23 protein-coding genes are annotated in these 23,990 nt (G+C 38.7%); 19 read left to right on the forward strand and 4 right to left on the reverse strand.

All coding sequences use genetic code 11. The annotated features are described in order from the left end of the window. The first annotated feature begins 565 nt into the window (after positions 1–565). From MHB55_RS04100 to MHB55_RS04120, 5 genes are all read left to right on the forward strand, one after another. Positions 566–1,807: an Nramp family divalent metal transporter gene (locus MHB55_RS04100; protein WP_340862661.1), complete on the forward strand. Its 1,242-nt coding sequence runs from the start codon at positions 566–568 to the stop codon at positions 1,805–1,807. 16 nt (positions 1,808–1,823) lie between these two features. Continuing rightward, positions 1,824–2,840 (forward strand): NAD-dependent epimerase/dehydratase family protein, encoded by a 1,017-nt coding sequence (locus MHB55_RS04105; RefSeq protein ID WP_340862662.1) that lies wholly within the window; start codon positions 1,824–1,826, stop codon positions 2,838–2,840. Continuing rightward, a complete protein-coding gene (locus tag MHB55_RS04110) occupies positions 2,841–3,911 on the forward strand; it encodes a dihydrodipicolinate synthase family protein (RefSeq protein WP_340862663.1) in 1,071 nt (356 codons plus the stop codon). It begins immediately after the preceding gene. 103 nt (positions 3,912–4,014) lie between these two features. Continuing rightward, a complete protein-coding gene (locus MHB55_RS04115) occupies positions 4,015–5,325 on the forward strand; it encodes a hypothetical protein (protein ID WP_340862664.1) in 1,311 nt (436 codons plus the stop codon). 10 nt (positions 5,326–5,335) lie between these two features. Beyond that, positions 5,336–6,196, forward strand: coding sequence for a Gfo/Idh/MocA family oxidoreductase (locus MHB55_RS04120; protein WP_340862665.1), 861 nt, complete (start codon positions 5,336–5,338; stop codon positions 6,194–6,196). A 118-nt stretch (positions 6,197–6,314) separates the two neighbouring features. Here the strand turns inward: MHB55_RS04120 and MHB55_RS04125 are convergent, their stop codons facing one another. From MHB55_RS04125 to MHB55_RS04135, 3 genes are all read right to left on the reverse strand, one after another. Then, positions 6,315–7,487 carry an iron-containing alcohol dehydrogenase gene (locus MHB55_RS04125; RefSeq protein ID WP_340862666.1) on the reverse strand — a complete coding sequence of 391 codons (1,173 nt, stop codon included), beginning with the start codon at positions 7,485–7,487 and terminating at the stop codon, positions 6,315–6,317. Positions 7,488–7,499: 12 nt separating this feature from the next. Continuing rightward, a complete protein-coding gene (locus MHB55_RS04130; protein WP_340862667.1) occupies positions 7,500–8,921 on the reverse strand; it encodes an aldehyde dehydrogenase family protein in 1,422 nt (473 codons plus the stop codon). Positions 8,922–9,153: 232 nt separating this feature from the next. Next, positions 9,154–10,158 carry a LacI family DNA-binding transcriptional regulator gene (locus tag MHB55_RS04135; protein ID WP_340862668.1) on the reverse strand — a complete coding sequence of 335 codons (1,005 nt, stop codon included), beginning with the start codon at positions 10,156–10,158 and terminating at the stop codon, positions 9,154–9,156. 373 nt (positions 10,159–10,531) lie between these two features. On the opposite strand from MHB55_RS04135, the gene MHB55_RS04140 reads away from it, so the two are divergent. From MHB55_RS04140 to MHB55_RS04180, 9 genes are read left to right on the forward strand one after another with little or no spacing between them, the layout of a single operon-like run. Next, positions 10,532–11,308, forward strand: a complete 777-nt coding sequence (locus MHB55_RS04140; protein WP_313955914.1) for an enoyl-CoA hydratase/isomerase family protein — start codon at positions 10,532–10,534, stop codon at positions 11,306–11,308. A 29-nt stretch (positions 11,309–11,337) separates the two neighbouring features. After that, a complete protein-coding gene (locus MHB55_RS04145) occupies positions 11,338–12,636 on the forward strand; it encodes a GntP family permease (protein ID WP_144540408.1) in 1,299 nt (432 codons plus the stop codon). A 32-nt stretch (positions 12,637–12,668) separates the two neighbouring features. Continuing rightward, entirely contained in the window at positions 12,669–13,844 is a 1,176-nt protein-coding gene (locus MHB55_RS04150; protein WP_144540406.1) for a thiolase family protein, read from the forward strand. A gap of 24 nt (positions 13,845–13,868) precedes the next feature. Further along, positions 13,869–14,714, forward strand: coding sequence for a 3-hydroxyacyl-CoA dehydrogenase family protein (locus MHB55_RS04155; protein ID WP_144540404.1), 846 nt, complete (start codon positions 13,869–13,871; stop codon positions 14,712–14,714). Then, positions 14,715–15,086, forward strand: coding sequence for a hypothetical protein (locus tag MHB55_RS04160; protein ID WP_144540402.1), 372 nt, complete (start codon positions 14,715–14,717; stop codon positions 15,084–15,086). Then, the gene (locus MHB55_RS04165; protein ID WP_144540400.1) at positions 15,083–15,463 is read left to right on the forward strand and encodes a hypothetical protein; all 381 of its coding nucleotides are present in this window, start codon (positions 15,083–15,085) and stop codon (positions 15,461–15,463) included. The genes MHB55_RS04160 and MHB55_RS04165 overlap by 4 nt, the downstream gene beginning before the upstream one ends. 16 nt (positions 15,464–15,479) lie before the next feature. Then, positions 15,480–15,878: an acyl-CoA thioesterase gene (locus MHB55_RS04170; RefSeq protein WP_144540398.1), complete on the forward strand. Its 399-nt coding sequence runs from the start codon at positions 15,480–15,482 to the stop codon at positions 15,876–15,878. Between the two features lie 17 nt (positions 15,879–15,895). After that, a complete protein-coding gene (locus MHB55_RS04175) occupies positions 15,896–16,675 on the forward strand; it encodes an enoyl-CoA hydratase/isomerase family protein (protein ID WP_144540396.1) in 780 nt (259 codons plus the stop codon). Between the two features lie 9 nt (positions 16,676–16,684). Further along, positions 16,685–18,286 (forward strand): class I adenylate-forming enzyme family protein, encoded by a 1,602-nt coding sequence (locus tag MHB55_RS04180; protein ID WP_154311411.1) that lies wholly within the window; start codon positions 16,685–16,687, stop codon positions 18,284–18,286. Between the two features lie 184 nt (positions 18,287–18,470). Here MHB55_RS04180 and MHB55_RS04185 read toward each other — a convergent pair whose 3' ends face one another. After that, positions 18,471–18,608: a hypothetical protein gene (locus MHB55_RS04185; RefSeq protein WP_191696622.1), complete on the reverse strand. Its 138-nt coding sequence runs from the start codon at positions 18,606–18,608 to the stop codon at positions 18,471–18,473. A gap of 871 nt (positions 18,609–19,479) precedes the next feature. Between MHB55_RS04185 and MHB55_RS04190 the strand changes: the two genes are divergently transcribed. From MHB55_RS04190 to MHB55_RS04210, 5 genes are all read left to right on the forward strand, one after another. Beyond that, positions 19,480–20,148, forward strand: a complete 669-nt coding sequence (locus MHB55_RS04190) for a response regulator transcription factor (RefSeq protein ID WP_154311408.1) — start codon at positions 19,480–19,482, stop codon at positions 20,146–20,148. Next, the gene (locus MHB55_RS04195) at positions 20,145–21,512 is read left to right on the forward strand and encodes a sensor histidine kinase (RefSeq protein WP_340862669.1); all 1,368 of its coding nucleotides are present in this window, start codon (positions 20,145–20,147) and stop codon (positions 21,510–21,512) included. The genes MHB55_RS04190 and MHB55_RS04195 overlap by 4 nt, the downstream gene beginning before the upstream one ends. 113 nt (positions 21,513–21,625) lie before the next feature. Then, the gene (locus MHB55_RS04200; RefSeq protein ID WP_151111210.1) at positions 21,626–22,537 is read left to right on the forward strand and encodes an ABC transporter ATP-binding protein; all 912 of its coding nucleotides are present in this window, start codon (positions 21,626–21,628) and stop codon (positions 22,535–22,537) included. Then, complete coding sequence (locus MHB55_RS04205; protein ID WP_340862670.1) at positions 22,534–23,244, forward strand: ABC transporter permease; 711 nt, start codon at positions 22,534–22,536, stop codon at positions 23,242–23,244. The genes MHB55_RS04200 and MHB55_RS04205 overlap by 4 nt, the downstream gene beginning before the upstream one ends. Further along, on the forward strand, positions 23,245–23,976 hold the full coding sequence (locus tag MHB55_RS04210) for an ABC transporter permease (RefSeq protein WP_340862671.1): 732 nt from the start codon (positions 23,245–23,247) through the stop codon (positions 23,974–23,976). Positions 23,977–23,990 lie beyond the last annotated feature (14 nt).

Here is a 23,990-nt window from a genome sequence, read left to right on the forward strand (position 1 = left end):
TGACCGTTCAGCATGTTTCTATATCTTTAAGGTTTGAAAATTTGAAAAGAAGTAGCCAGTGAGAAATCATCCGGCTACTTCTTATTTTGGAGCAGAAAATGCAGCTTATTATAGATAGATTTCTTATTTATGACCGTTCGCGGAGATTTATGACCGGATAGCTCGACTTTATGACCGGATAGAATTTTTTTTGACCGGATAGCCCAATTTTATGACCGTTCACCATTTTTCTATATTTTTAAGGTTTTAAAAGTTTGAAAGAAGTAGCCAGTGAGAAATCATCTGGCTACTTCTTATTTTGGATCAGAAAATGCAGCTTTTTATAGAGAAATTTCTTATTTATGACCGTTCGCGGAGATTTATGACCGGATAGAAAATTTTATGACCGGATAGCCCAATTTTATGACCGTTCACCATTTTTATGGCTTTAAATAAGAAGTAGCCAATGAGAAAGTGGCTACTTCTTTCTGATTAACAGTCCTATTAACGTCATGTCATTATATAGAATTATAAGATACTATAAAGTTATATATTTCAGAAAAGTCAATTAAAGGGAGGGTTAAAAATGAATGAGGGTGCAAAAATTGGGGTTGCTAATAACACCAAGGTCGGTAGAAAGAGTATTTTTAGTTATTTGGGTCCGGCATTAATTACCTCTGCGTTAGTTTTAGGGCCGGGGAGTGTGACTTTGTCCTCGAAGATTGGGGCTATTTATGGCTCGCAGCTTGTATGGACATTGGTTTTAGCGGTTGTGCTGATGATGGTGTACACGGAGATGAGTACACGAATTGGAATAGCTGCGAAGAATAGCTTCATAGGGGTTATGAAGGAAAAATGGGGATTTTGGTCCGGGCTGCTTATTGGGATTGGCGCATTTTTGGTTACGGCTTCGTTCCAGGCGGGGAATGCGATTGGAACTGGTCTTGCTATTTCCACGGTGACTAATATGAAGCCGACTGTTTGGATAATCGTATTTACGCTTATTTCTATTGGGCTATTGTTTGCGAAGCAGTTCTATCAAATACTTGAGAAGCTTATGCTTGTTTTGGTAGTAGTGATGCTATTGGCATTCCTTATTACAGTCATTTTAGTAAAGCCATCGATCGTTGAAATTTTTCAAGGGTTTATTCCTGTGATTCCTGATGGAAGTATGGGATTGATTATTGCCTTATTTGCAACAAGCTTTTCCATAGTTGGTGCGTTGTATCAATCATACTTGGTTAAAGAAAAGGGTTGGACGCTTACAGATGCAGCCAGCGGAAAGAAGGAGTCTTTCTTAGGTATTTTCCTGCTTGGATTTATTTCTTTTTTAATCATGATCACAGCTGCCACTATCTTAAAACCACAGGGCCTAGTCGTGAATAATGCAACGGAAATGGGCTTGGCATTAGAGCCTTTATTCGGTAGCTGGTCAACTTTCGTGTTTATGCTTGGGCTGTTTGGTGCTTCGTTTTCCTCGCTTATGGGAAATGCAACGATTGGCGGCTCATTGCTTGCAGATGGATTTGGGCTAGGAAGTAACCTTTCTAATATGAAAGTAAAGCTTCTCATTATTTTAGTGATTTTGTTTGGTTCGGTTATTGGAATTGTATTTGGTTCCGCACCGCTCAATTTAATAGTCTTTGCTCAGGCGGTGACGATCTTTGTTGTTCCGTTTATCGCAATCGCAATTTTAGTTGTGGCGAATGACAAGCGAGTGATGGGCGAGTTGAAAAACAAATGGCTAAGCAATGTATTAGGAATCATTGGTTTGCTTGTGTTGATTTATCTTGCATATAACAACGTACAAAATATCTTTTTTACTTAATAGAATGGAGGACAATATGAAAACAGTAGAAGAATTAGAGAACCTGATGACGCAGCCATCTGCTGCATTGATAGATGACTTAGTGAAGCTAGAAGGAAATATTATGGTTTTGGGTATCGGCGGGAAGATGGGCCCGACGCTTGCGATAATGGCAAAGCGAGCGATTGATGCGGCAGGCTTGGATAAGAAGGTGATTGGGGTTTCCAGATTTTCGAATGGCACGCTGAAAGATGAGCTAGAGTCCGCAGGTGTTGAAACGATTGCCTGTGATTTGTTAGATGAGGATGAGCTAAAAAAGTTACCGGTAGAAAAAAATGTCATTTATATGGCTGGGAATAAATTCGGGACGACTGGTAACGAGCATTTCACATGGGCGATGAATACGTATTTACCAGGTAGAGTAGCAGAACATTTTAAAGGCTCAAATATTGTGGCATTCTCTACGGGAAATGTTTATCCATTAGTTCCTGTTTATGCAAACGGCTGCGATGAGAATCATCCTGTGGCTCCAGTCGGTGAATACGGTCAATCGTCCTTAGGGAGAGAGCGCGTGTTTACTTATTTCTCACAAAGAGACAATACACCACTTGCTATATTCCGATTGAATTATGCAATTGATATGCGCTACGGGGTTTTATTGGAAATTGCCAAGTCCGTCTTTAATGAAACACCGCTTGACCTTTCCATGGGGCATGTCAATGTGATCTGGCAGGGAGATGCAAATGAGTATGCGATTCGTTCACTTCTTCATGCGAGCTCGCCTCCGACAATCATCAATGTGACAGGTCCAGAGACGCTCTCAGTTCGCTGGCTGGCAAAAGAGTTTGGGCGCTTGTTCGATAAGAACCCTGTGTTTGTTGGGGAGGAGCAAGAAAATGCATTACTCAACAATGCGAGTAAAGCTCATCAGCTATTTGGTTATCCACGCGTTTCTATTAGAGAAATGATTGAATGGATAGCTGACTGGGTGGCTAATGACGGAGAGACGATTAATAAGCCGACCCACTTCCAGGAGAGGAAGGGTGAATTTTAAATGGCACTAACTGACGAGCTGAAGCAGCATTTACACGATGGAGCTTTCATACCTGCTCATCCACTGGCAATCACACAGGATAAACAGCTAGATGAAGAGGCTCAGCGCCGATTAACTCGATATTATATAGATGCAGGTGTTGGTGGGGTGGCGGTTGGTGTCCATACGACACAATTTGAAATTCGTGATCCGCAATTTAATTTGTATGAAACGGTATTGAAGCTTGCAATGGAGGAAATCGAAAAGGCAAAAATTGATCGACCATTCCTTAAAATTGCAGGTGCTTGTGGAAAAACAGAGCAGGCAGTAGAAGAGGCAAATACTGCTAAAAATCTTGGGTATGATATGGTATTATTAAGTAACGGTGGATTAAATGAATATTCAGAAAAGGAATTGATTGAGCGTACAATGGCAGTGGCGGATATCATCCCAGTTTTCGGATTTTATCTGCAGCCAGCTGTAGGAGGACGTGTATTTAGCTACGATTTTTGGGAGAAGTTCTCAGCTATCGACAATGTGTTCGGTATTAAGATGGCACCATTTGACCGCTATTTGACGTTAGATGTTATTCGTGCGGTAAACGCCTCTCCTAGAAGAAATGAAATCGCACTGTACACAGGTAATGACGACAATATAGTGACTGACCTATTTACAGAGTATGAAGCAGAAGTGAATGGTCAGAAAGCATCGAAACAAATTGTCGGCGGCTTGCTCGGTCATTGGTCTGTCTGGACACATAAGGCAGTAGAGCTTTTTGAACAAATAAAAGAAGCGAGAGCAAATGAACAAATTGATAAAAAGTGGTTCTCCATCGCTCAACAAGTGACGGATGCAAATGCAGCATTCTTTGATTCTAAGCATGATTTTAAGGGGAGCATTGCTGGAATCAATGAAGTACTCAGAAGACAGGGGCTTATGAAGGGAAGCTGGTGCCTGATGGACCATGAAGTGCTAAGTGATGGGCAGCTAGAGGAAATAGACCGTGTTTATGCTGCTTATCCAGAGCTGAATGATGATTCCTTCGTAAAAGAGTTTTTGGAAAAGGAAATCGCAGTGCCTAGACTGTCTTGAAATATATGTCTAGGTAAGGAAGAGGATATCGCAGGAAAAGAAACAGCATTCTACAGACACATCAAAAGGTGTGTCTTTCTTCTATTCCAAGGGGGTGGGTTTTGTGGAAACTAGTATTAGAGTAGGAGTTATAGGGCCACAGTGGATTCGAGAAACAATGGTGAGATGCTTTGGACTTTTTCCGAATATCCAACCGATTTTTAGTTTATCGGATGAAATAGTAGATGCTAGGCAATTAACAACAGAGCTTATCGATCATGTAGATTGTTTGTTTTATTCGGGAAGAATACCGTACTTAGTTTCGAAGGATGAAATCCCTATAGAGGTTCCAGCTTTTTATATACCTTTGAAGGGAGCAGGACTTTATCAAGCACTTTATAAGCTGAAGAGCAAAAAGAGTCTATCGAATATTAGTCTAGATGGTATTCAGAACAATTACATGGAAATAGTGAAAAATAATTTAGAAGAAACGTTTACCTATCAAAGCTTTCAAGAAATCGTCTATATGGAAAACAAAGAAGATGTAGTAACCTTCCATGAAAAGAATGTGTTGGACAACCCCGATACAGTAGTGATTACTAGCTTAAAGCTAGTAAGTGAACAGCTGACTAGTATGAATATTGTAAATGAGTGGCTGAAGCCAACAGATCAGGATATTATTGTGGCAATCGAGCGAATGCTGCTTGCGACCAATCAACGAAAGCAAAAGGAAATGCAAATTATAATAGGTAGGATTTTTATCGAAAGTTCCGGGGATGTCCATGAATTTATGACGGAGCAGCAGGTACATAAACGAAGTCATGCTATTCACCGTATGCTACTTCAATTTGCAGAGCAAATAAACGGTTATCTCATTGCACTCAGCAGCAGTGAGTATATATTCGTTACCAATCGAGGCATTTTTGAAAGAATTACAGAGGGTTACAAATACTTGCCAATTGTCGATGAGATGAAGAAAAAGCTAGAGGTATCTCTATCAATTGGTGTAGGTTTTGGCTTCTCAGCTTTAGAGGCTGGCTCGCATGCCAGGGTTGCTCTCATTCAGGCACAGGAAAACGGAGGGGGCTGCTGCTTCATCGTCCGTGAAGATCGCAGTGTTTTCGGTCCAATTGATTTAATCGTACCAATGAAATACCCACTCACAGTGACCGATCAGTTACTAATCAGTAAAGCAGAATTTGTTGGCATGAGTGCTGCAAATATAGAAAAAACGATGGCTGTTATCAAGCGAAAACAAAAGAATGAATTCACAGCACATGAATTAGCAACTATCCTTAGCATCACACCAAGAAGTGCACATCGAATCATTCAATCCTGGTTAGACGCTGAGCTGATCAAAATCATAGGGATGGAGAAAATTTCAAGGCGAGGCAGACCGAGACAGGTATTTGCAATTATTATGAACGAGGAATAGGAGGAGCTCTATGAAAATAGGATTAATAGGTCTAGACACCTCTCACAGTGAAATATTCACGAGATTATTAAATGACCTGGACGATACGTACCACGTGAAAGGTGCTAAAATCACCCATGCCATTCCGACCTTCTCAGAGGATTTACCAATCAGCTCCAACAGATTCCCTGATTACTACCAAATTGTTATAAAAAAATACGGAGTAGCAGAGGTAGAGACAGTTGAGGAAATAATGAATGAAGTAGACGCAATCATAATTGGAACAGTTGACGGAAGAAACCATCTGGACTGGTTCAAACAGGTTGTGACCTATCGTAAGCCAGTTTTCATCGATAAGCCAGTCGTCATGAGCAGTGAGGAAATGGCTGAGGTCATGGGCCTGAGTAAAAAAAATGGAACACCGGTCATGAGCTCATCCGCTTTACGTTTTTCTGAATCAGTCATGGCTGTTAATAGGAAAGGGAATTGGAGTAGCGGCTATTTCTACGGTCCTACCCCAATGCAGGAGCAAATGCCCGGCTACTTTTGGTATGGCATTCATTTAGTAGAAATGGCTGTCACGCTTTTTGGAACAGGCGTTGATAAAGTACAGGTCGAGTACAAGTCCGATTGTCATCAGGTTCATCTGACATATAAGGATGGTCGACATCTCTTAATTCGCGGAGAATCAGAATGGCATGGCCGCTTCGGAGCGGTACTTCATTCTGCAGATGATGTTCAGATGTTAAAGCTATGGGAAGAGGAGAAGCCCTTTTACGCAGGACTCGTCGAGTATATTGTAGAATTTTTTGAAACAGGGAAGGGGGCAGTTTCTCTAGAAGAAACAGCTGAGATTGTTAGGATTATTGAAGAGATTAATAAGGGGTTATAAGGGAGGGTACCATTGAGCTAGGGCTTGAATGGTACTATTTTTATGGGGCTGAGACGTTATAGCTTCCAAACAAAAATCCCTATGCCTTCAACTGGCACAGGGATTAACTCAAAGCAGTTTACTCCACAATCTTCCCATCAAAAGCAGCTTGATAGATCGCAGAAATTTCTTCACGTCCTAGCTCCATCGGACTTCGAGCTAATATACGCTTCTGTTTCAATGCATCCTCAGTTAAACTTTCCAAGGCACTTTCTGGAATGTCGAAGCCTTGTAAGTTAGAAGGGATTCCAACATCTTCTACTAATCTTTTTAACTCAGCGACACATTTATAGGATGCTTCCTCCTGTGATAGATTAGCAGAGCTGAAGCCCATTACATCGTATATGTCCTTCATGCGTTTTTCGCAGCTTTTACGTATGTATCCCATGACGTAAGGGAGAAGCACAGCATTGGAATCTCCGTGTGCGATATGGAACTGCCCGCCAAGCGGGTAAGCGAGTGCATGTACTCCAGCAACTCCTGCATTGAAGAAGGCAAGGCCAGCTAAATAGCTGCCGTAGCTCATATCTGTACGAGCTTGTTTATCATCACCATTCGATACAGCAGTGCGAATAGAATTGCTGATCAACCGAATTGCCTGTAGCGCTAATGCATCCGACACAGGACTAGCATTCTTAGAGATATACGCCTCAACGGCATGTGTCAGTGCATCTACTCCCGTTGCAGCAGTTACCTTCGGAGGCAATGAAATTGTTAATGCTGGATCTACAATCGCCACGTCCGCCAATAAATAATCATGCGTCACCACGTCTTTTGTAGTTTCCAAGGACAAAACCGAGATGTTTGTAACCTCTGATCCAGTACCAGAAGTGGTAGGTATTAAAATAGTTGGTAAACCTTTATGGGTAATATGCTTCGTTCCAGTTAGGTTCAAATAATCTGCCACATTACCATCATGAGAAGCTAGCACTCCTGCAAGCTTGGATAAATCCAAAGCGCTACCACCACCGACGCCAATTACCATATCAAAGGCATGCTCACGTGTATAGGAAACAAGTTTTTCGCCGATTGCTAGAGGTGGCTCTGGCACTACATCTGTATATATTTCAACGATGTAGTCAGCATTCTCTAGTGGCTCCGAGACTTTATTAGTCAATCCGATATTCTTTAAAGAAGGATCTGTGACGATTAATATTTTCTTCACTTCAAAGCGTTTCACTTCAGCTAGAAGATGGGAAAGTGAATCCCATCCTGTATAGCTGATTGGTGTAAACGTAATTTTTTCTGACATATTGCACACTCCTTACTGATTATTCCATACAACAAGCTTTGTTTCAGTCATTTCATGGATTGCATATTTTATGCCTTCCTTGCCAGTTCCGCTGTCCTTCACACCACCATATGGCATTTGGTCTACACGGTAGGTAGGAATGTCGTTAATCATTACGCCGCCAACCTCTAAAAGCTTCGAGGCTTTAAATGCAGTTTGAATATCGTTAGTAAAAATCCCAGCCTGTAGTCCGAAGTCCGAGTGGTTGATGGCTTCAATTCCCTCTTCAATAGAAGATATGCGACTCACCCCAACAATCGGTGCGAAAACCTCCTGACAGGAAACCTTTGAGATAGCATTTACATTTTTTAAAATAGTAGGCTGAAACACATCGTTTTCAATCTTACCGCCAGTGATGATTTCAGCACCATGCTCTACAGCTTCCTCGACCCATTCCAAAGCTCGCTCCGATTCGCTAGCAGCAATCATTGCAGAAATGTCAGTCGACTCATCGAATGGACTACCGACAACAAGCTTCTTCGTCATCTCACTAAATTGGTCGATAAACTCATCGAAAATCTCATCCATTACAAACGTACGTTGTAACGAAATACAAACCTGCCCCTGGTTAGAGAAGGCACCCATCACACATTTCGGTACAATTTTAGATAAATCTACATTTTTATCGATGATTAAACCTGCGTTAGACCCAAGCTCAAGCGCCACCTTTTTTAAGCCTGCCTTATTACGAATGCCCTTACCTACTGCAGGACTACCAGTGAAAGTAATCATCTTCACCTTGTCGCTTTCAACTAAAGCATCGCCAACCTCGCGACCGCTACCAGTCACTACATTAAAAGCACCTTTTGGAAGTGCCGTTTGCTCGATCAATTCTGCTAAAAATAAAGCAGAAAGAGGAGTCTGTGAAGCAGGCTTCAATACAATAGTATTTCCTGCTGCAATAGCAGGTCCGACTTTATGTGCTACTAGATTTTGTGGGAAGTTAAAGGGAGTAATTGCTCCGATTACACCGATAGGCTCCTCGATTGTATAGCCAAATCGATCAGCGCCATTTTTTGCAGCATCCATCGGAATCATTTCTCCAGTTAAACGCTTAGCTTCCTCTGCAGCAAATTTATACGTTTCAATCGTCCGATCGATTTCTCCATACGCATATTTCAAAGGCTTTGAAGCCTCTAAGGAAATAATCTTTGCAGCTTCCTCACGATGAATTATAAATAGCTGTGTAATCTGTTCCAAAATAGCAGAGCGTTCGAATGCTGTTAAAGCAGCCATTTTCTCACGTGCACCGTACGCCACTTCAATTGCTTCATCCACTTCCTCACGAGTTGCCTGAGGTATTTTCGCTATAAGCTCTTTCGTATGAGGGGAGTACAGCTCCGCATATTTCTCTGAAGATTTCCATTCACCATTTACAAAATATTTTCTTTCCATTTGAATCATCCTTTCGTTGTGTGAGAGCCATACAAAGCTCTGGGTAACAATATATTACCACTTGCTCGTCTTAATTTCTTATGATAGGACTGATAGCAACTTTATATGATGAATTTTATCCTGTCTGGGATTGTACAAATTTTAATTAAAGATTTACAATGTTTACGTATTCATAACTTCATAAAAAGAAATGTATACGCATTCATTTTACTATAAAATAAAAACAAACTCTTTAAGTTTGTTTTACTTTTTGAGATGTGGTGCTTCTTGGAAATATCTTAACAGGTTCTGTTATTTTAACGCAACTATTATTTTTGTTTTCAATCATATCTATTAGTTTTTGTATTGCTAGGTGACCCAAATTCCTACCTGAAATGCTGCCTACCGTAGTGAGTTGAATAGAACCATGAGAGCTAAGATTTACATTGTCAATTCCAATGATGCTAACATCCTTTGGCACCTCTAAACCCATACTAATAGCATTATCCATTACATTAAGAGCGAGAGAATCACTGCCAGCACAAATTGCAGAAGGAGGATTTTTTAGGTTCATCAATTGGTGGAAGGATGCCGAAATATCGGTACTTGTTGTATCAGTGTTAAATATATATTCTGGTTTTAAGCCAATTCGCTCATCTTTTAATGCTTGACTGAATCCTTGGAAACGATGATAGAAGGTGCTAAAATTTTGTGGGCCTCCAACCCAGGCGATTAGTTCATGTCCTTGGTCAATCATATGTTTTGCAGACAAATAACCAGCCTCATAATTATCAATTTCTACAAAGTACTCATTGTTTTGATGCTTGCGATTATAGGTGATAAAGGGAACATTCATCCGCTTCAATTTTTCAAAAATAGGATCGTCATTTAAAATACAGGAGAGAATGATTCCATCCACCTTATGTTCCAAAGCAATCGTATATGCGTCATTTAGTTTATGATCGTTTACAAACTGTACTTGAATTCTATAATCCATCTGACTTGCATAATTGACAATAGCGGTCGTAGTATCCACAAAAAATGGATTATGCAATGGACCAGATAATAGAGCGATCGTTCTGGATTTGTTTTGAACTAAAGAACGTGCCTGAGCATTTGGAATGTAATTTAAATCGTTGATTGCTCTCTGAACTTTTTCAAGTGTTGGCTTCTTAACTAAATCAGGAGTATTAAGGACACGAGAAACCGTAGCCTGCGATACTCCTGCTAGTTTAGCCACATCTTTAGATGATACCAATGGGATTACCTCCAAATAGAATATTTTCTTATTCTGAGTAAATTATACAATCATTATCTACTTTTCTCACTATTTTATCTTAAAATCCATTAGACAGAGATTTGAAAAAATATAAAATGGTTGGTAGGAATTTTTTTAAGTTTACGATGATATAATATAAAAATTCAGAATATGTTGACAACAGACAAAAGAGAAAGTATATTTATTCGTGCAAACGTAAAAGTAAAAATGTAAACGTATTCATTTATTAAAAATAACATAGAAAGGACCAAAAGTGATAGGTAAAATTTTAGATTAAACTGTTTTTACTTGGTGGATGTTTAAAGTAAGACTGCGTTTTTAGTAGCAAGAAAATTAAAAAGAAGGTGATATAGTGAGCGAACTAGTTAAAGTTACTGTAAGTGACAAAGTTGCCATCATAACTATTGATAACCCTCCTGTAAATGTATTAAGCAGTAAGGTAGCACAGGGGTTGTTAGAGACATTTAGACGGATGGAGGAAGATAAAGATATAAGGGCCATTGTATTAACTGGGGCAGGACAAAAGGCATTTATGGCAGGGGCAGATATTAAAGAATTTCCTACTTGGCTTGGTCGAAATGACATGGTGGAGCATGTCGAACTGAATCATCAAGTCTTTCAATATATTGAGAGATTGGTGAAGCCTACCATTGCTATGCTGAACGGTCTCACGTTGGGGGGAGGCTGTGAACTAGCGTTAAGCTGCGACTTTAGAATAGCAGAGGAGCATGTGAAGATTGGTTTACCAGAGATTAATCTAGGGATTTTACCCGGTGGAGGAGGAACTCAAAGATTACCAAAGCTAATAGGAATTTCGAAAGCGAAAGAGTTAATGTTCTTTGGAGATAGCATTAGTGCTGATGAAGCATTATCAATAGGCTTAGTGAATAAGGTGACAACATCAGGAACTGGTATGGCAGTTGCATTGGAATGGGCAACGAAGCTTGCAGAGAAATCGTTAAACTCTATTAAAAATATAAAAGAATCTATGGAGTGTGGCTATGAAATTTCTTTTGCTGCGGGAATCCAAAAGGAAACCGAACTTTTTTGTAAAACTTTTCATCATGTTGACGCCTATGAAGGAATAAATGCTTTTATAGAAAAGAGAAAGCCAGTCTTTAAGAATTAAAAAATTGGATTAGGATAGGGAGATGTAGGATGAGTGTATTTATGTTGTTGATTGGTTTAGCGATTCTAATCTATATGACCGTAAAGGGTATAAATATAATTATCAGTGCGGTTACAGCAAGTGCATTTGTTGCATTAACTTCTGGACAAGACATTATTGAAGCTATGACAGGTACGTATATGCAGGGCTTTACTGGTTACTTTGCTACGTACTTTTTATTGTTCCTGCTAGGGGCAATTTTTGGAAAGGTTATGGCAGAAACAGGAGCTGCAGAGGCCATTGCTGAATGGGTTATGAAAATTATTGGACCTAAAGGTGCTGTCATGGCAGTCGTGTTAGCCTGTGCCATCATGACCTATGGAGGGGTATCTTTATTTGTAGTAGGCTTTGCTGTTTATCCGCTTGCAGTTTCTTTGTTTAGAAATGCAAATTTACCAAGAAGATTTATACCAGCGGCATTAGTTTTCGGTTCTGTTACTTTTACAATGTTCTTGCCTGGATCACCTGAAATTCAAAACATTATGCCAACAGAATTTTTTGGAACAACCCCTTATTCAGGTTTTTGGATTGGTATGATTGCATCTGCATTTAACTTTATATTAGGCACTTTTTTCCTTCATTTACTGATTAGAAATGCAGTTAAAAGAGGAGAAAAATTTGAAAAATATGACTCAGATATTGAGACCGACGAAGAAAATAAAAAGAAATTACCCCATATCGTGGTTGCATTGTTACCGATAATTGTAGTAGTAGGTGGAATGGTTACGTATTCACAATTATTTAATGCCAATACTGCTGCCATTTTAGCACTTTTAGGTGCGATTATCGTTGCATGTCTGACTATGTTCAAATTCATCACTGGCTTTTGGGATGTTTTAGGAAAAGGCTCCAACGATGCAATAGTAGCTATCTGTAATACAAGTGCTGTTATCGCATTCGGTAAGGTCGCAGCTTTGACTACAGGATTCACACAAATTGTTGAAACCGTATTAGAAATCCCTGGTCCACCACTGTTAAGTATGGCAATTTGTATCAATCTTATAGCTGGATTAACAGGTTCCGCATCTGGTGGTTTAGGAATTTCACTTCCTATTTTAGCTCCAATTTATTTAAATATGGGCGTAGATCCAGGTGCATTACACAGAGTATCCGTAATGTCATCTGATGGCTTGGCATCGTTACCACACAACGGTTATATTGTTACGACTATTCGTAATATCAGTCATGAAACCTTTAAACGGGCATATCCTGCGGTAGCTCTGATGGCCGTAGTGCTCACAATGTGTGCAACTGCATTAGCTGTAATCTTATTTACTATTTTCACATAAATGCTAGTTTACTAACAAAATGAGGTGACCTGATGGAAAAAGTATATATAGTATCTGCACAAAGAACAGCTGTAGGAAGATTTGGGGGAAGTTTAAAACAATTTAGCTCTTCAGAATTATGCGCAGAAGTGATAAAAGCAATGGTCAAGGATTTGAAAGTCCCATTAGAGAAAATAGATGAAATCATTATTGGCAATGTTTATCAAGCTGGAGGGAAAGCCAACCCGGCGAGGCAAGCTGCCTTAAAGGGTGGCTTGCCTACTTCCATTCCAGCAATGACTATCAACAAGCAATGTGCCTCTGGTATGCGTTCTGTTTCCTTAGCCTATCAGCAAATAAAGGCCGGAGATGGGAATCTAATCATTGCCGGTGGAACAGAAAGTATGAGCAATGTTCCTTATATATCGAAGGAGAGTAGATGGGGAAAGAAATTAGGGGCCATTCAGCTAGAAGATAGTTTGCTACATGATGGATTAGTTTGCTCAAGTGAAAACTATCATATGGGAGTAACTGCCGAAAATGTGGCGGAACAATATAATATTTCTCGTCAACAACAGGATGAGTATGCTTTACGTAGTCAAACAAAAGCAGCTAAGGCCATTGCTAATGGTGTATTTGAAAAGGAAATTGTACCAATTGTAACAAAAAAAGAAGAATTCAAAGTGGATGAACATCCACGGGCTACAACAATAGATGCATTACAGAATCTATCAGCTGCCTTTAAGGAAGATGGGACTGTCACAGCAGGAAATGCATCTGGGTTAAATGATGGTGCCTCTGTGATACTTATTGCTTCGGAGAGATTGGTTATAGAATATGGGTTAACTCCTTTAGCAGAGATAATTTCTGTTGCTTCTGCTGGGGTAGACCCAAGGGTGATGGGAATTGGACCAGTTCCAGCAACAAGGCTTGCACTAGAAAAAGCAGGCATGGAAATAGAGGATATAGATCTTATCGAGCTAAATGAAGCTTTCGCAGCACAAGCACTTGCTGTGATAGAGGAACTAAATATTAACGAAAGTATTGTCAATGTAAATGGCGGCGCCATAGCACTAGGACATCCAGTAGGAAGCTCGGGATCTAGAATTATAGTTTCATTAGTACATGAATTAATCAGAAGTAACAAAAAATATGGTCTGGCAACATTATGTATCGGTGGTGGTCAGGGTGCATCGGTAATAGTAAAAAACGTCCAATTCCAAGATTAATATATAGAAATGAGGCGAAGCAACATGGAAAAGAAAGTAATGATAGTGGGGGCAGGTCTGATGGGTAGTGGAATTGCCCAGATTTTTGCATTAGCAGGTTTGCCAGTAGTATTAACAGACCGCTCAGAGGAAGATTTAACAAGAGGGAAAAATTTTATAAATAAAAGCATTCAATCAATGTTAAAAAGAGAAAAGTATACCCCTACGGATGAACAAAGAATTAATGATTCTATACTTTTTTCAACTAATATTCAAGATGGAAAAGATGTGGATTTAGTTATTGAAGCAGTTCCTGAAAGATTAGACTTAAAGCAACAGGTGTTTAGGCAACTCGATGAGATCGTTCAACCTAATGCTATATTAGCAAGCAACACGTCATCATTATCCATTGCGGCAATTGGTTCTGTAACAAATCGCCCAGAAAAAGTAGTAGGTATGCATTTTTTTAGCCCAGTACCAATTATGAAACTATTAGAAATTATTACCTCAATAGAAACTTCAGAAGATACCCTTGTAAGGGTGAGGGAATACGGAAACCTTATCAATAAAGAAACGGTCATTGCTCAGGATTATCCTGGATTCATCGTCAATCGAATTTTACTACCAATGATGAATGAGGCATCATTTCTAGTAATGGAGGGTACAGATCCGGAGGAGGTAGATCGAGGTCTGAAGTTAGGGGCAAACCATCCTATCGGACCTTTACGCTTGGCAGATGAATGTGGATTAGACACAACACTGTATGCACTGGAAAGCCTGTATGAGGGCTTCGGAGATTCCAAGTATCGTCCATGTCCATTACTCAAGAGAATGGTGGAAGCCGGAAAGCTCGGGAAGAAATCAGGTAAAGGTTTTTATGACTATAACTAGATGGAAAAACAAACAGGTCAACTAAAAATAACAGAAAACCATCTTTTACTCCCTATGATTTGGGAAGGAAATTTAAATATTCATTCCAATATGCCTTTAATGGAAAATTCTCGTTTCAAAAGTGTTATTTTACATGGTGACACAATCTTTACTCTAGCAATATCATTGATAGAAAAGCAGGAAATCCCTTTTACTAAAATTCATGAATTTACTAGTTACTATAAAAAAAGTATCACAGTGGGTGACGAAATTTATGTAGTTTACAGACTAAGAGGCGAAGTATTAAGGTTCTCTGTGTATAAAAAAGAAGATGAGCTAGTCATGGAAGGATCTTTAATCTATTTCTGTGAAGAAAGGATGTTAGAGATTTGAATTTTATTAATCAAGTCAAAACACCTATTCATCGAACTATATACAAAACAGATGTAGAACTTTTTCAAATGATGCTAAACGAGCAAAAATCAAATCTAAAATATTATATAGACAACCGTCAGCTTGTGATGGTCGCGATTGGAATTTTAAACAGGACATTCAACTTGGAAGATTATCTAGTAGCAGTTGTAGGACAAAATTGGAGATTTAGAAAAGGCGTAAAAGTTGGAGAAACTATCTCAGTAGATTATCAAATTTGTGAAAATAATACCCTCACTAAAAAAAGTTGTATCTATGATATTCATATCGAGGTTCTTGCAGATGATCATCCAGTGGCAGAAGGAATCTGGTCGATTATGTTGAACAGTAAATTATAGGAAGGGAGATATTGTAATGTATCAAACAATTGTAGAACCACGAGTTTCTGAAACGGATGGCGTAGGGCATATTAATAACACCACAGTACCTGTCTGGCTTGAAGGTGGTAGAAACAAACTTTTCTCTTTGTTCATGCCAGACCTTAGCTTTAGTAATTGGAAAATGATTATCCTAAAAACAACTGTAGAGTACAAGGCACAAATCTACTTTGGTACTAGCGTAGAAATAAAATGCTGGGTAAAACGCATCGGCAACACTAGTCTAGAACTATATGAAGAAATATGGCAAGGAAATAAGCTAACTGTTCAAGCAAATACGATATACGTTAACTATAATGTCCAAGAGAACAAAAGTGAGATTATCCCCGATCATATAAGAGAAGAACTGGAGAGGCATTTGTATATTGAACAATAGATTAAAGGAGGGATCAAATGGGAACGAAAGTTATATATAAAGTGGAAAATAATATTGCGAGAATTACACTTAATCGCCCGGAAGCCTTGAATGCATTAGATAATGATATGGTTGCAGATCTTATTCATTATCTAAATCAAACTAAAAAAGATGATGAAGTGCGTGTCATTATAATAGAGGGGTTGGGAAAGGCATTTTGTGCAGGGGATGACCTAGTTGATATGGGAACAGAAAAAAATCCAAATCCTACGGACAAATTAACAGAGTACTCGGATGGATATCCTGCAGTAGTTTTAGCTATGAAAAACTTAGAGAAGCCGATTATAGTGAAGGCACATAAATACGCATTAGGAGCCGGTTTTGAAATTGCGTTGGCAGCAGACTTTATCATTGCTTCGAATGAGACTAAGTTTGGACTGCCTTTCGTTTTAAGAGGGATATCTGCAGGTACATATCTTTTGCAAAAACGTATAGGATATCATCGAGCTGCACGTTATCTCTTTTTAGGAGAAATGTTCGGAACAAATGAGGCAAGTGAGTGGGGACTACTGTATAAGCAAGTGGAACAAGATAAACTGGAGGAAGTGGTTGAGGACTTGGCAATTCATTTAACTAGTAGTGCTACAAGAGCAATTGGCCTAATGAAAAAGGCAATGCACAATAGCGATGGGATGACGATAGAAAATGCATTCCAAGTACAGACTTATTCAACACTAGCCTCTTATTATACAGTCGATTATGCAGAGGGCAAGCAGGCCTTTATTGAAAAACGTTCTTCAAATTTTAAAGGAAAGTGAGGGATTATTATGCATTTAGCTCTACAAAATAAGCCAATCCATTCGTATATTGAACAGCATGCTCAAACAACTCCTGAGAAAACAGCGATTAACTTTTATGGAAGGCAAATATCATATGGGGAACTCTGGGGTTCGATTAAACGTGTAGCAAGCTTTCTGACTGACAAGGGTATTCAAAAAGGGGATACCGTCGCTCTTTTCCTTCAAAATTGTCCGCAGTACGTGATTGCTTTTTTTGCTATTCAAAAAATAGGGGCAATAGTAGGACCATGTAATCCCATGTTCAAAGAGTGGGAGCTAAAATATCAGCTTAATGACTTGGAAGCCAAAGCTATATTTACTACTCCGGATTTATATGAAGTTTTTCAAAAAATAGAGAGTGAAACGAAAGTAGAAAGTAAAATAGTAACAAACTATAAGGATTATTTGCCAGAAAACCCTTACCCGGCATTTCCAGAAAAAGTGCTCGAAAACCGATGGGAGGACACCTATGACTGGATGACAATATTGCAAAATGACCAGTACAGCAATGATATTAATACAAACATTAATATGGCAGAAGATGTTAGTCTGATCATTTATACATCTGGTACTACCGGTTCTCCAAAGGGAGCAATGCTTACATTTCAAAACTCAGAATTCCAAGCAGCTTGTGTAGCCAAGAACTTTGGATTCACTAAAGAAGATACCTATATTAGTGTTATGCCAATCTTTCATATAGCAGGGAAATTGGTCGGTCTACTAAGTGCAATGGAAGTAGGAGCGTCAGTTGTGCTGCTTACACGCTTCGATCCAAAGGGAATGCTCCAGGCATTCCAGCAATATAATGCTACGGTATTATATACGACTACCCCTATGAACATACAAATGATGAGAGAACCTTCTATCCAAAATATTGATTTTAGTAAACTTAAAATAGATATAGTAACTAGCTTTGGTGTTCAATTGTCTCAAGAGATATCAGATGAATGGAAATCTATAACTGGTAAGCCGCTAATGGAATTTGCTTATGGCATGAGTGAAACTCATACTGGCAATACGATGACTCCACCAGGTGACATTCGATATGGCTCAGTTGGAAAGCCTACATTTGATACTGACGTGAAAGTGGTAGATTTTGAAAATTATCATTTAGAAATGGCCATTGGGGAACAAGGAATGATTCTTGTAAAGGGACCAAGTGTCTTCAAAGGCTATAAAGGAAGAAACGAGGAGACACAAAAATCTTTTTTCCACGATTACTTTGTAACAGGTGATATTGGGAAGTTTGATGAAGACGGTTTTCTCTATTTTCTTGGAAGAGTAAAAGAAATGATAAAATGCTCCGGCTACAGTGTATATCCAGAGGAAGTAGAAAAAATGCTTTCACAACATGAAAAAATTAACCAAGTAGCAGTAATTGGCATTCCAGATCCAATAAGAGGAGAGTCAGTCAAGGCCTTTGTTGTCCTAGAAGAAGGATCAATCGCAACAGAAAATGAAATTATTGAATGGGCAAAAGAAAGAATGTCTGCCTACAAATATCCACGAGAAGTAGAATTTATAGAGGAACTTCCAAAAACAAGCTCTGGCAAAATATTGAGGCGAATGTTAAAAAAGGAAACAGTTTAACCTTATTAGAGAGCTGGGTATGATAAAAAACTCTTTATCTTTAATTAGGTAGAGAGTTTTTTAATAACTGGAGTAAAGGGCGTGTAGAAAATATTAAAGGACCATAGTCAGGCCCTGGTTTTATGCATGTTATGATATTGATGATGGTACTTTGGCTGCTTTATTGTAGTTATCAAATTTTTATTTACTTAATATGGCCTTGCTTATTTATTAACTGCCCCACATGAACCATCCTGCCACCGGCTATAACCTTTGGAGCAACAAATGCAGTATTAATCTTGTTTAAGCTATTTTTATCTAAAGCTAAAAGTGTATTTGTCACTTATTTTTCCTGCAACCCTAAAAAGTACGTGCGGAACGACACATCATTGAAAGCTGAACCCCATCCAAACGCTCTAGCTGGTTTCGGTGTTTGTTTAATTATTAATCTTAGAAAAAACTATTATAGGAATATGCATTCTATTAAATACAATAATAGGATTATTTGTATTGTCTTAGAATCATTCATGATATAATGTCTGCATTGTTAGAATTTTGAAATGAGTTTCTAAATCTTAGTGACCATTGCAAGTGCTAAAAAAGACTGTGCCGTATAACTGGCTTTCACGATAACCTGTGGCTGTTTACGACAATAGGATACTACTTTACTACAATCCAGCGTTACTTTACGACAATCGGCATCCTGCTCCACTCCACGAGCAAGATTTACGACAATCCAGGGCTAGTTTACGACAATAGGTCGCTACTTTACTACAATCAAGCGTTACTTTACGACAATCGGCATCCTGCTCCACTCCGCGAGTAAGATTTACGACAATCCAGGGCTAGTTTACGACAATAGGTCGCTAGTTTACGACAATCCAGGGCTAGTTTACGAAAATAGGTCGCTAGTTTACTACAATCCAGCATTACTTTAGACAATCGCCATCCTGCTCCACTCCGCGAGCATGGTTTACGACAATCCCTCGACCGCTCTATATATTTAGCGAGCTATTGGAGTCTTTTGGCCATTTGAATTGCGAGAGAGAGTTTCATGGAACACCAGTTAACTATACAAGGTTGGAACAAAACTCTCTGCCTTAACTGAGGTAGAGAGTTTTTTTGAAGGGGTATGGTCTTAAACGACTCTAATTTCTTAGAAGCATGTAGCGATTCAGCTAACAAATCACAATCCCAATAACAGGAGGACAAACATGGTACACATTCTTTACATAGAAGATGAAGTGGATATAGGAAACTGGGTGAGAAAGGATTTAACAGAAAGAGGGTATGAGGTGACATGGCTGAAATCTGGGCAGGATGCTGAAAAGTATATTTCAAGTGTGGATATGGCAATTTTGGATGTGATGATCCCAGGGTTAGATGGCTTTTCAATTGGAAGGCGTATTAAAAAAGAAAAGGGAGACCTGCCTATTTTAATGCTCTCTGCGAGGACTGCGGTGGAGGATAAAATAGAGGGGCTAAATTTTGCAGATGATTATTTAACAAAGCCGTTTCATCCGGATGAGCTTGCAGCTCGTGTCGAAGTATTGCTACGGAGATACCAAAAGAATGACGATATATTAAAGCTTCAGCATCTGATGATCTATACAAAGGACATGAGAATAGTAGACGGTGAAAAAGAGGAGGAAATCCAATTAACCGGCAAGCAATATCATCTTTTGCAGTACTTCGTTCGTCATTTGAATCAAATATTAACAAAGGAACAGCTGTATGAGGGAGTGTGGGGAGAGCGTTATATCGAAGGAGATAAGACGTTGATGGTTCATATTCGTTATTTACGAGAGAGAATTGAAAGGGACCCAGCAAAACCATCAATTATTGAAACCATTCGCGGAATTGGGTATAGGGTAAAAATATGAAGAGGTTTTTCCGGTCCTTACTAGCGAAGTATATGTTTCTGATCCTATTAGCAATGTCTATTGTTCAAGTTTCCTATTTAATTATTGCTTTATTTGTATTTGGTGTTTCTAGTAACACGCAGGGTGACACTTTAAACAACCATACTATAGAGGAAGGTGACGTAGAGGAAAAATGGCATCAAGAAGCAAATGGTATGCAAGTTGTGACTTCTGAAACAATAGAAGAGCATTTTACTAAGTGGAAGCAGCAACATCCAAAAGCATCAATGTTCTGGGTGGATGGTCAAGGGACGCTCGCTAATCAAGTGAACGTAAAGGAGCAGTTGCCTGCCGAGTGGTCGGCAGTATATACAGCAAAATTTATAAAACAGCACTATGGAGGGGACCCATTTACAGTTATTGCGTTTGTTGGACAAGATGAAATGAATGGTTTCATTGTACTGGAGATGCCTAGGTCAGAGTTTGATCCACCTCTTAAAAATATTTATGATGAATATGGACTTATTTTTGTATCTGGTGTTATTTTTATTATTTTTCTGTTTTTATTAGTATCCTTTTTATTCTTTAGGAGTATTAGAAAACGGTTATTGCAATTGCAAGAGGCAATGGAAATACGGGATGTGGACGGGCTACCGATTGAGATTACGGTGAAAAAGAAGGACGAAATTGGACAGCTTGAAAAAACGTTCAATCAAATGGTATTTGAGCTAAGGGAAAGTAAACAGAGCGAGCAGAAAGAGGAACAGCTACGTCGGGAGCTAATCGCTAATCTTTCTCATGATCTGCGTACACCTTTAACAAAGGTAAGGGCTCAAACTTATTCCATTGCTAAAGAAGATTTATCGGAGGAAGGTCAAAAAGCGATAGAATCCTTGGAAGCCTCTGTTGTAAATATTGACAGACTGATTGAAAACTTGATGTCATACACGTTACTAATGGCTAGTAAATATAAATTTGAAACAAAGGATATTGATGTTATTCGTTATGTACGTGAATGTTTAGCTTTATGGTACCCTGTCTTTGAAAAGGAAGAGTTTAAATTTGAAGTCAATTTGACTCCGTTCGAACAAAATAAGTGGAAAATCGACCCTATTTGGTTAGGAAGTATAATAGATAATTTATTGCAAAACGTGCTTCGCCATGCAAAAAGCGGAGGATATATTTGTGTTAAAACCGAATCTACAAATCTATACGATGCTATTGTAATTTCAGACAAAGGAAACGGGATGAAAAATGAATCCGATGAAGCAGGTGCAGGAATAGGCTTGTCTATTGTTGATATGATGGTAAAGGGTATGAAGCTAGATTGGGATATTGAGTCAAGTGAAGTGGGAACAACTATTAAAATAAAGAAATACAAATAATGGTGTATTTGAAGGGGCATCCTTTCAAATACACTTTTTTTAAACAAAATTTAAACTTGCCCCTTACCTAGTTTTAATATTCTATCTCTAAGATAGAAAATGAGGTGAGGGAAATGGAATATGTAGTGCAGACAAACAATTTATCCAAACGTTTTGGTAAGGAAAATGCCGTAGTAGGATTGGATATGAAAATACGTAAAGGAGAAATATACGGATTTTTAGGGCCTAATGGAGCAGGAAAGACAACAACCATCCGAATGCTTTTAGGTTTGATGAAATCAACATCCGGTACGATTCAAATCTTTGAAAAGGATTTAAAAAGAGAAAGAATAGACATTTTAAAAAGAGTGGGCTCCCTAGTAGAGAATCCATCCTACTATCCCCATTTAACTGCTTATGAAAATTTAGAGGCATTAAGAAAGATTTTAGGTGTTCCAAAAACAAGAATTCATGAGGTGTTAGAAATTGTTCGGTTATCCGAAGTAGCGAATAAAAAGGTAAAAGGATTTTCACTAGGAATGAAACAACGATTAGGGATTGCAGCTTCCCTATTAAACAATCCGGAGTTACTAATCTTAGATGAGCCGACCAACGGGCTAGACCCATCCGGTATTATTGAAATCCGTAATTTAATTAAACAGTTGCCCGCCGAAACAGGTATGACCATCTTGATCTCCAGTCACTTATTATCGGAAATCGATCAAATGGCGACAACAGTCGGAATAGTTACGAAAGGAAAAATGATCTACCAGGATTCCATCGAAGCTTTGCGCAAGTACGCACAGCAGAAGATTCTATTAAAGGTTAGTGATAGTGAGCAAGCGTGGCGCTCATTATTAGGAAATGGAATAAAAGCTGAGTGGCAGGATGGCATCATTTTATTGTCGGAGCATTCAAATGAAGGAGTGGCAAAAGCAGTATTTACGCTCGTTCAAGGGGGCTATTCAATTTACCGTGTAGAAGAGGAAAAAAGATCACTGGAAGATACTTTCCTTCAAATGACTACTGAGGAGAAGGTAGTATGATTGGGAAACTTTTACTGGCTGATTTTTTGAAATTAAAACGTAAAGGATTATGGTTTCTAGCGTTTTTAGGCCCTTTCGGAGTTATTGCCTTGCAGATGGTTAACTATGGAGTCAGAAAAGATTACTTATTACAGCAGAGTGAGGATGATTGGGGATATTATTTTATGAATGTACATTCTTTTACCCCTCTTGCACTTATATTAGGAATTGCCATATTAACTTCTTTTATAGCGAGTATAGAAAATGAAACAAATGCTTGGAAGCAACTGATTTCGTTGCCTGTCTCCAAAATGAGTGTGTATTTATCGAAATTTACTGTACTTGCAAGCTTACTATTTGTGTCTTCTCTTTTACTATTAGTGTTTTCACTTTGTTATGGAGTTTTACTAAATTTAGGAAATGATATTCCTTACTTGGAGTTATTGAAATATAGCTTCTATCCTTATTTTGCAGCCTTGCCAATACTTGCGTTGCAACTCTGGATTGCATCCGTGAGCCAAAACCAAGGGATTCCGATTACGACCGGGGTCTTAGGTGTGATTTTTGCCTTTTCCGCTTTTGTTTTACCTGATTGGATGATATGGAAGTGGCCATCTTTAATGAACGAATGGGATGAGCCGTTGATTAATGTGCTGCTTGGGATTGGAGTAGGTATTGTATTGTATATCGTTGGAATGCTCGACTTTATGAGAAGGGATGTGAAATAAATGATCTCAATTCTACAATCAGAATGGTTTAAGTTTCGACATTCAAAGATTATGTTCATAATATTTACCGTACCAATTATAGGAATTTTTCTTGGATTAACAAGCAGGTTTTCCAATGAAGATATGGAGATTAATGAATGGTATTTATCATTACTCTCCATGAATTTAACCTATGCTTTACTATTTTTACCCTTGATAACAGGAGTTTTAGCAAGTGCCATTTGCAGATATGAACATCAGGCAGGTGGCTGGAAACAGCTTCTAGCATTACCTGTAACGCGGGGAAGAGTATTTACGGCGAAGTATTTATTGTTGATGCTGCTTGTATTGGTTGTACAAATATTATTTTTTGCTGCTCTATACATAGTAGGGATGATAAAAGGCTTCACCGATCCTTTCCCAATGGGGATAGTGTGGAAATGTTTGGTTGGGGGATGGGTAGCGACATTGCCATTAGTTGCTCTGCAGTTATGGATGTCTATACTATTCAAGAGCTTTGCAGCGCCTTTTGCTGTTAACGTTATCCTGACATTGCCTACAATACTTGTTGTAAACTCAGAGCGTTTAGGTTCTTTCTATCCTTGGGCACAGCCTTTTTTGATGATGTATATCGGTGGTGAGACTGGCGATACATTTTTCGTTCCTTGGGATCAGTTATTAACCGTTGTAGGCGGAAGCTTTATATTATTTTTTGTCGGTGGATATTTATATTTTCAAAGGAAAGCAATTTAAGAAGGAAGTTTAAG

It is taken from the genome of Psychrobacillus sp. FSL K6-1267, assembly GCF_038003265.1.
Classification (GTDB): domain Bacteria; phylum Bacillota; class Bacilli; order Bacillales_A; family Planococcaceae; genus Psychrobacillus; species Psychrobacillus faecigallinarum.

Bases quoted from the DNA above. Each gene is read 5' to 3' on its own strand.
- MHB55_RS04100 (WP_340862661.1), top strand. From the start codon at position 566: ATGAATGAGGGTGCAAAAATTGGGGTTGCTAATAACACCAAGGTCGGT.
- MHB55_RS04105 (WP_340862662.1), top strand. From the start codon at position 1,824: ATGAAAACAGTAGAAGAATTAGAGAACCTGATGACGCAGCCATCTGCT.
- MHB55_RS04110 (WP_340862663.1), top strand. From the start codon at position 2,841: ATGGCACTAACTGACGAGCTGAAGCAGCATTTACACGATGGAGCTTTC.
- MHB55_RS04120 (WP_340862665.1), top strand. From the start codon at position 5,336: ATGAAAATAGGATTAATAGGTCTAGACACCTCTCACAGTGAAATATTC.
- MHB55_RS04125 (WP_340862666.1), bottom strand. From the start codon at position 7,487: ATGTCAGAAAAAATTACGTTTACACCAATCAGCTATACAGGATGGGAT.
- MHB55_RS04130 (WP_340862667.1), bottom strand. From the start codon at position 8,921: ATGGAAAGAAAATATTTTGTAAATGGTGAATGGAAATCTTCAGAGAAA.
- MHB55_RS04145 (WP_144540408.1), top strand. From the start codon at position 11,338: ATGAGTGTATTTATGTTGTTGATTGGTTTAGCGATTCTAATCTATATG.
- MHB55_RS04150 (WP_144540406.1), top strand. From the start codon at position 12,669: ATGGAAAAAGTATATATAGTATCTGCACAAAGAACAGCTGTAGGAAGA.
- MHB55_RS04155 (WP_144540404.1), top strand. From the start codon at position 13,869: ATGGAAAAGAAAGTAATGATAGTGGGGGCAGGTCTGATGGGTAGTGGA.
- MHB55_RS04160 (WP_144540402.1), top strand. From the start codon at position 14,715: ATGGAAAAACAAACAGGTCAACTAAAAATAACAGAAAACCATCTTTTA.
- MHB55_RS04170 (WP_144540398.1), top strand. From the start codon at position 15,480: ATGTATCAAACAATTGTAGAACCACGAGTTTCTGAAACGGATGGCGTA.
- MHB55_RS04175 (WP_144540396.1), top strand. From the start codon at position 15,896: ATGGGAACGAAAGTTATATATAAAGTGGAAAATAATATTGCGAGAATT.
- MHB55_RS04180 (WP_154311411.1), top strand. From the start codon at position 16,685: ATGCATTTAGCTCTACAAAATAAGCCAATCCATTCGTATATTGAACAG.
- MHB55_RS04190 (WP_154311408.1), top strand. From the start codon at position 19,480: ATGGTACACATTCTTTACATAGAAGATGAAGTGGATATAGGAAACTGG.
- MHB55_RS04195 (WP_340862669.1), top strand. From the start codon at position 20,145: ATGAAGAGGTTTTTCCGGTCCTTACTAGCGAAGTATATGTTTCTGATC.
- MHB55_RS04200 (WP_151111210.1), top strand. From the start codon at position 21,626: ATGGAATATGTAGTGCAGACAAACAATTTATCCAAACGTTTTGGTAAG.
- MHB55_RS04205 (WP_340862670.1), top strand. From the start codon at position 22,534: ATGATTGGGAAACTTTTACTGGCTGATTTTTTGAAATTAAAACGTAAA.
- MHB55_RS04210 (WP_340862671.1), top strand. From the start codon at position 23,245: ATGATCTCAATTCTACAATCAGAATGGTTTAAGTTTCGACATTCAAAG.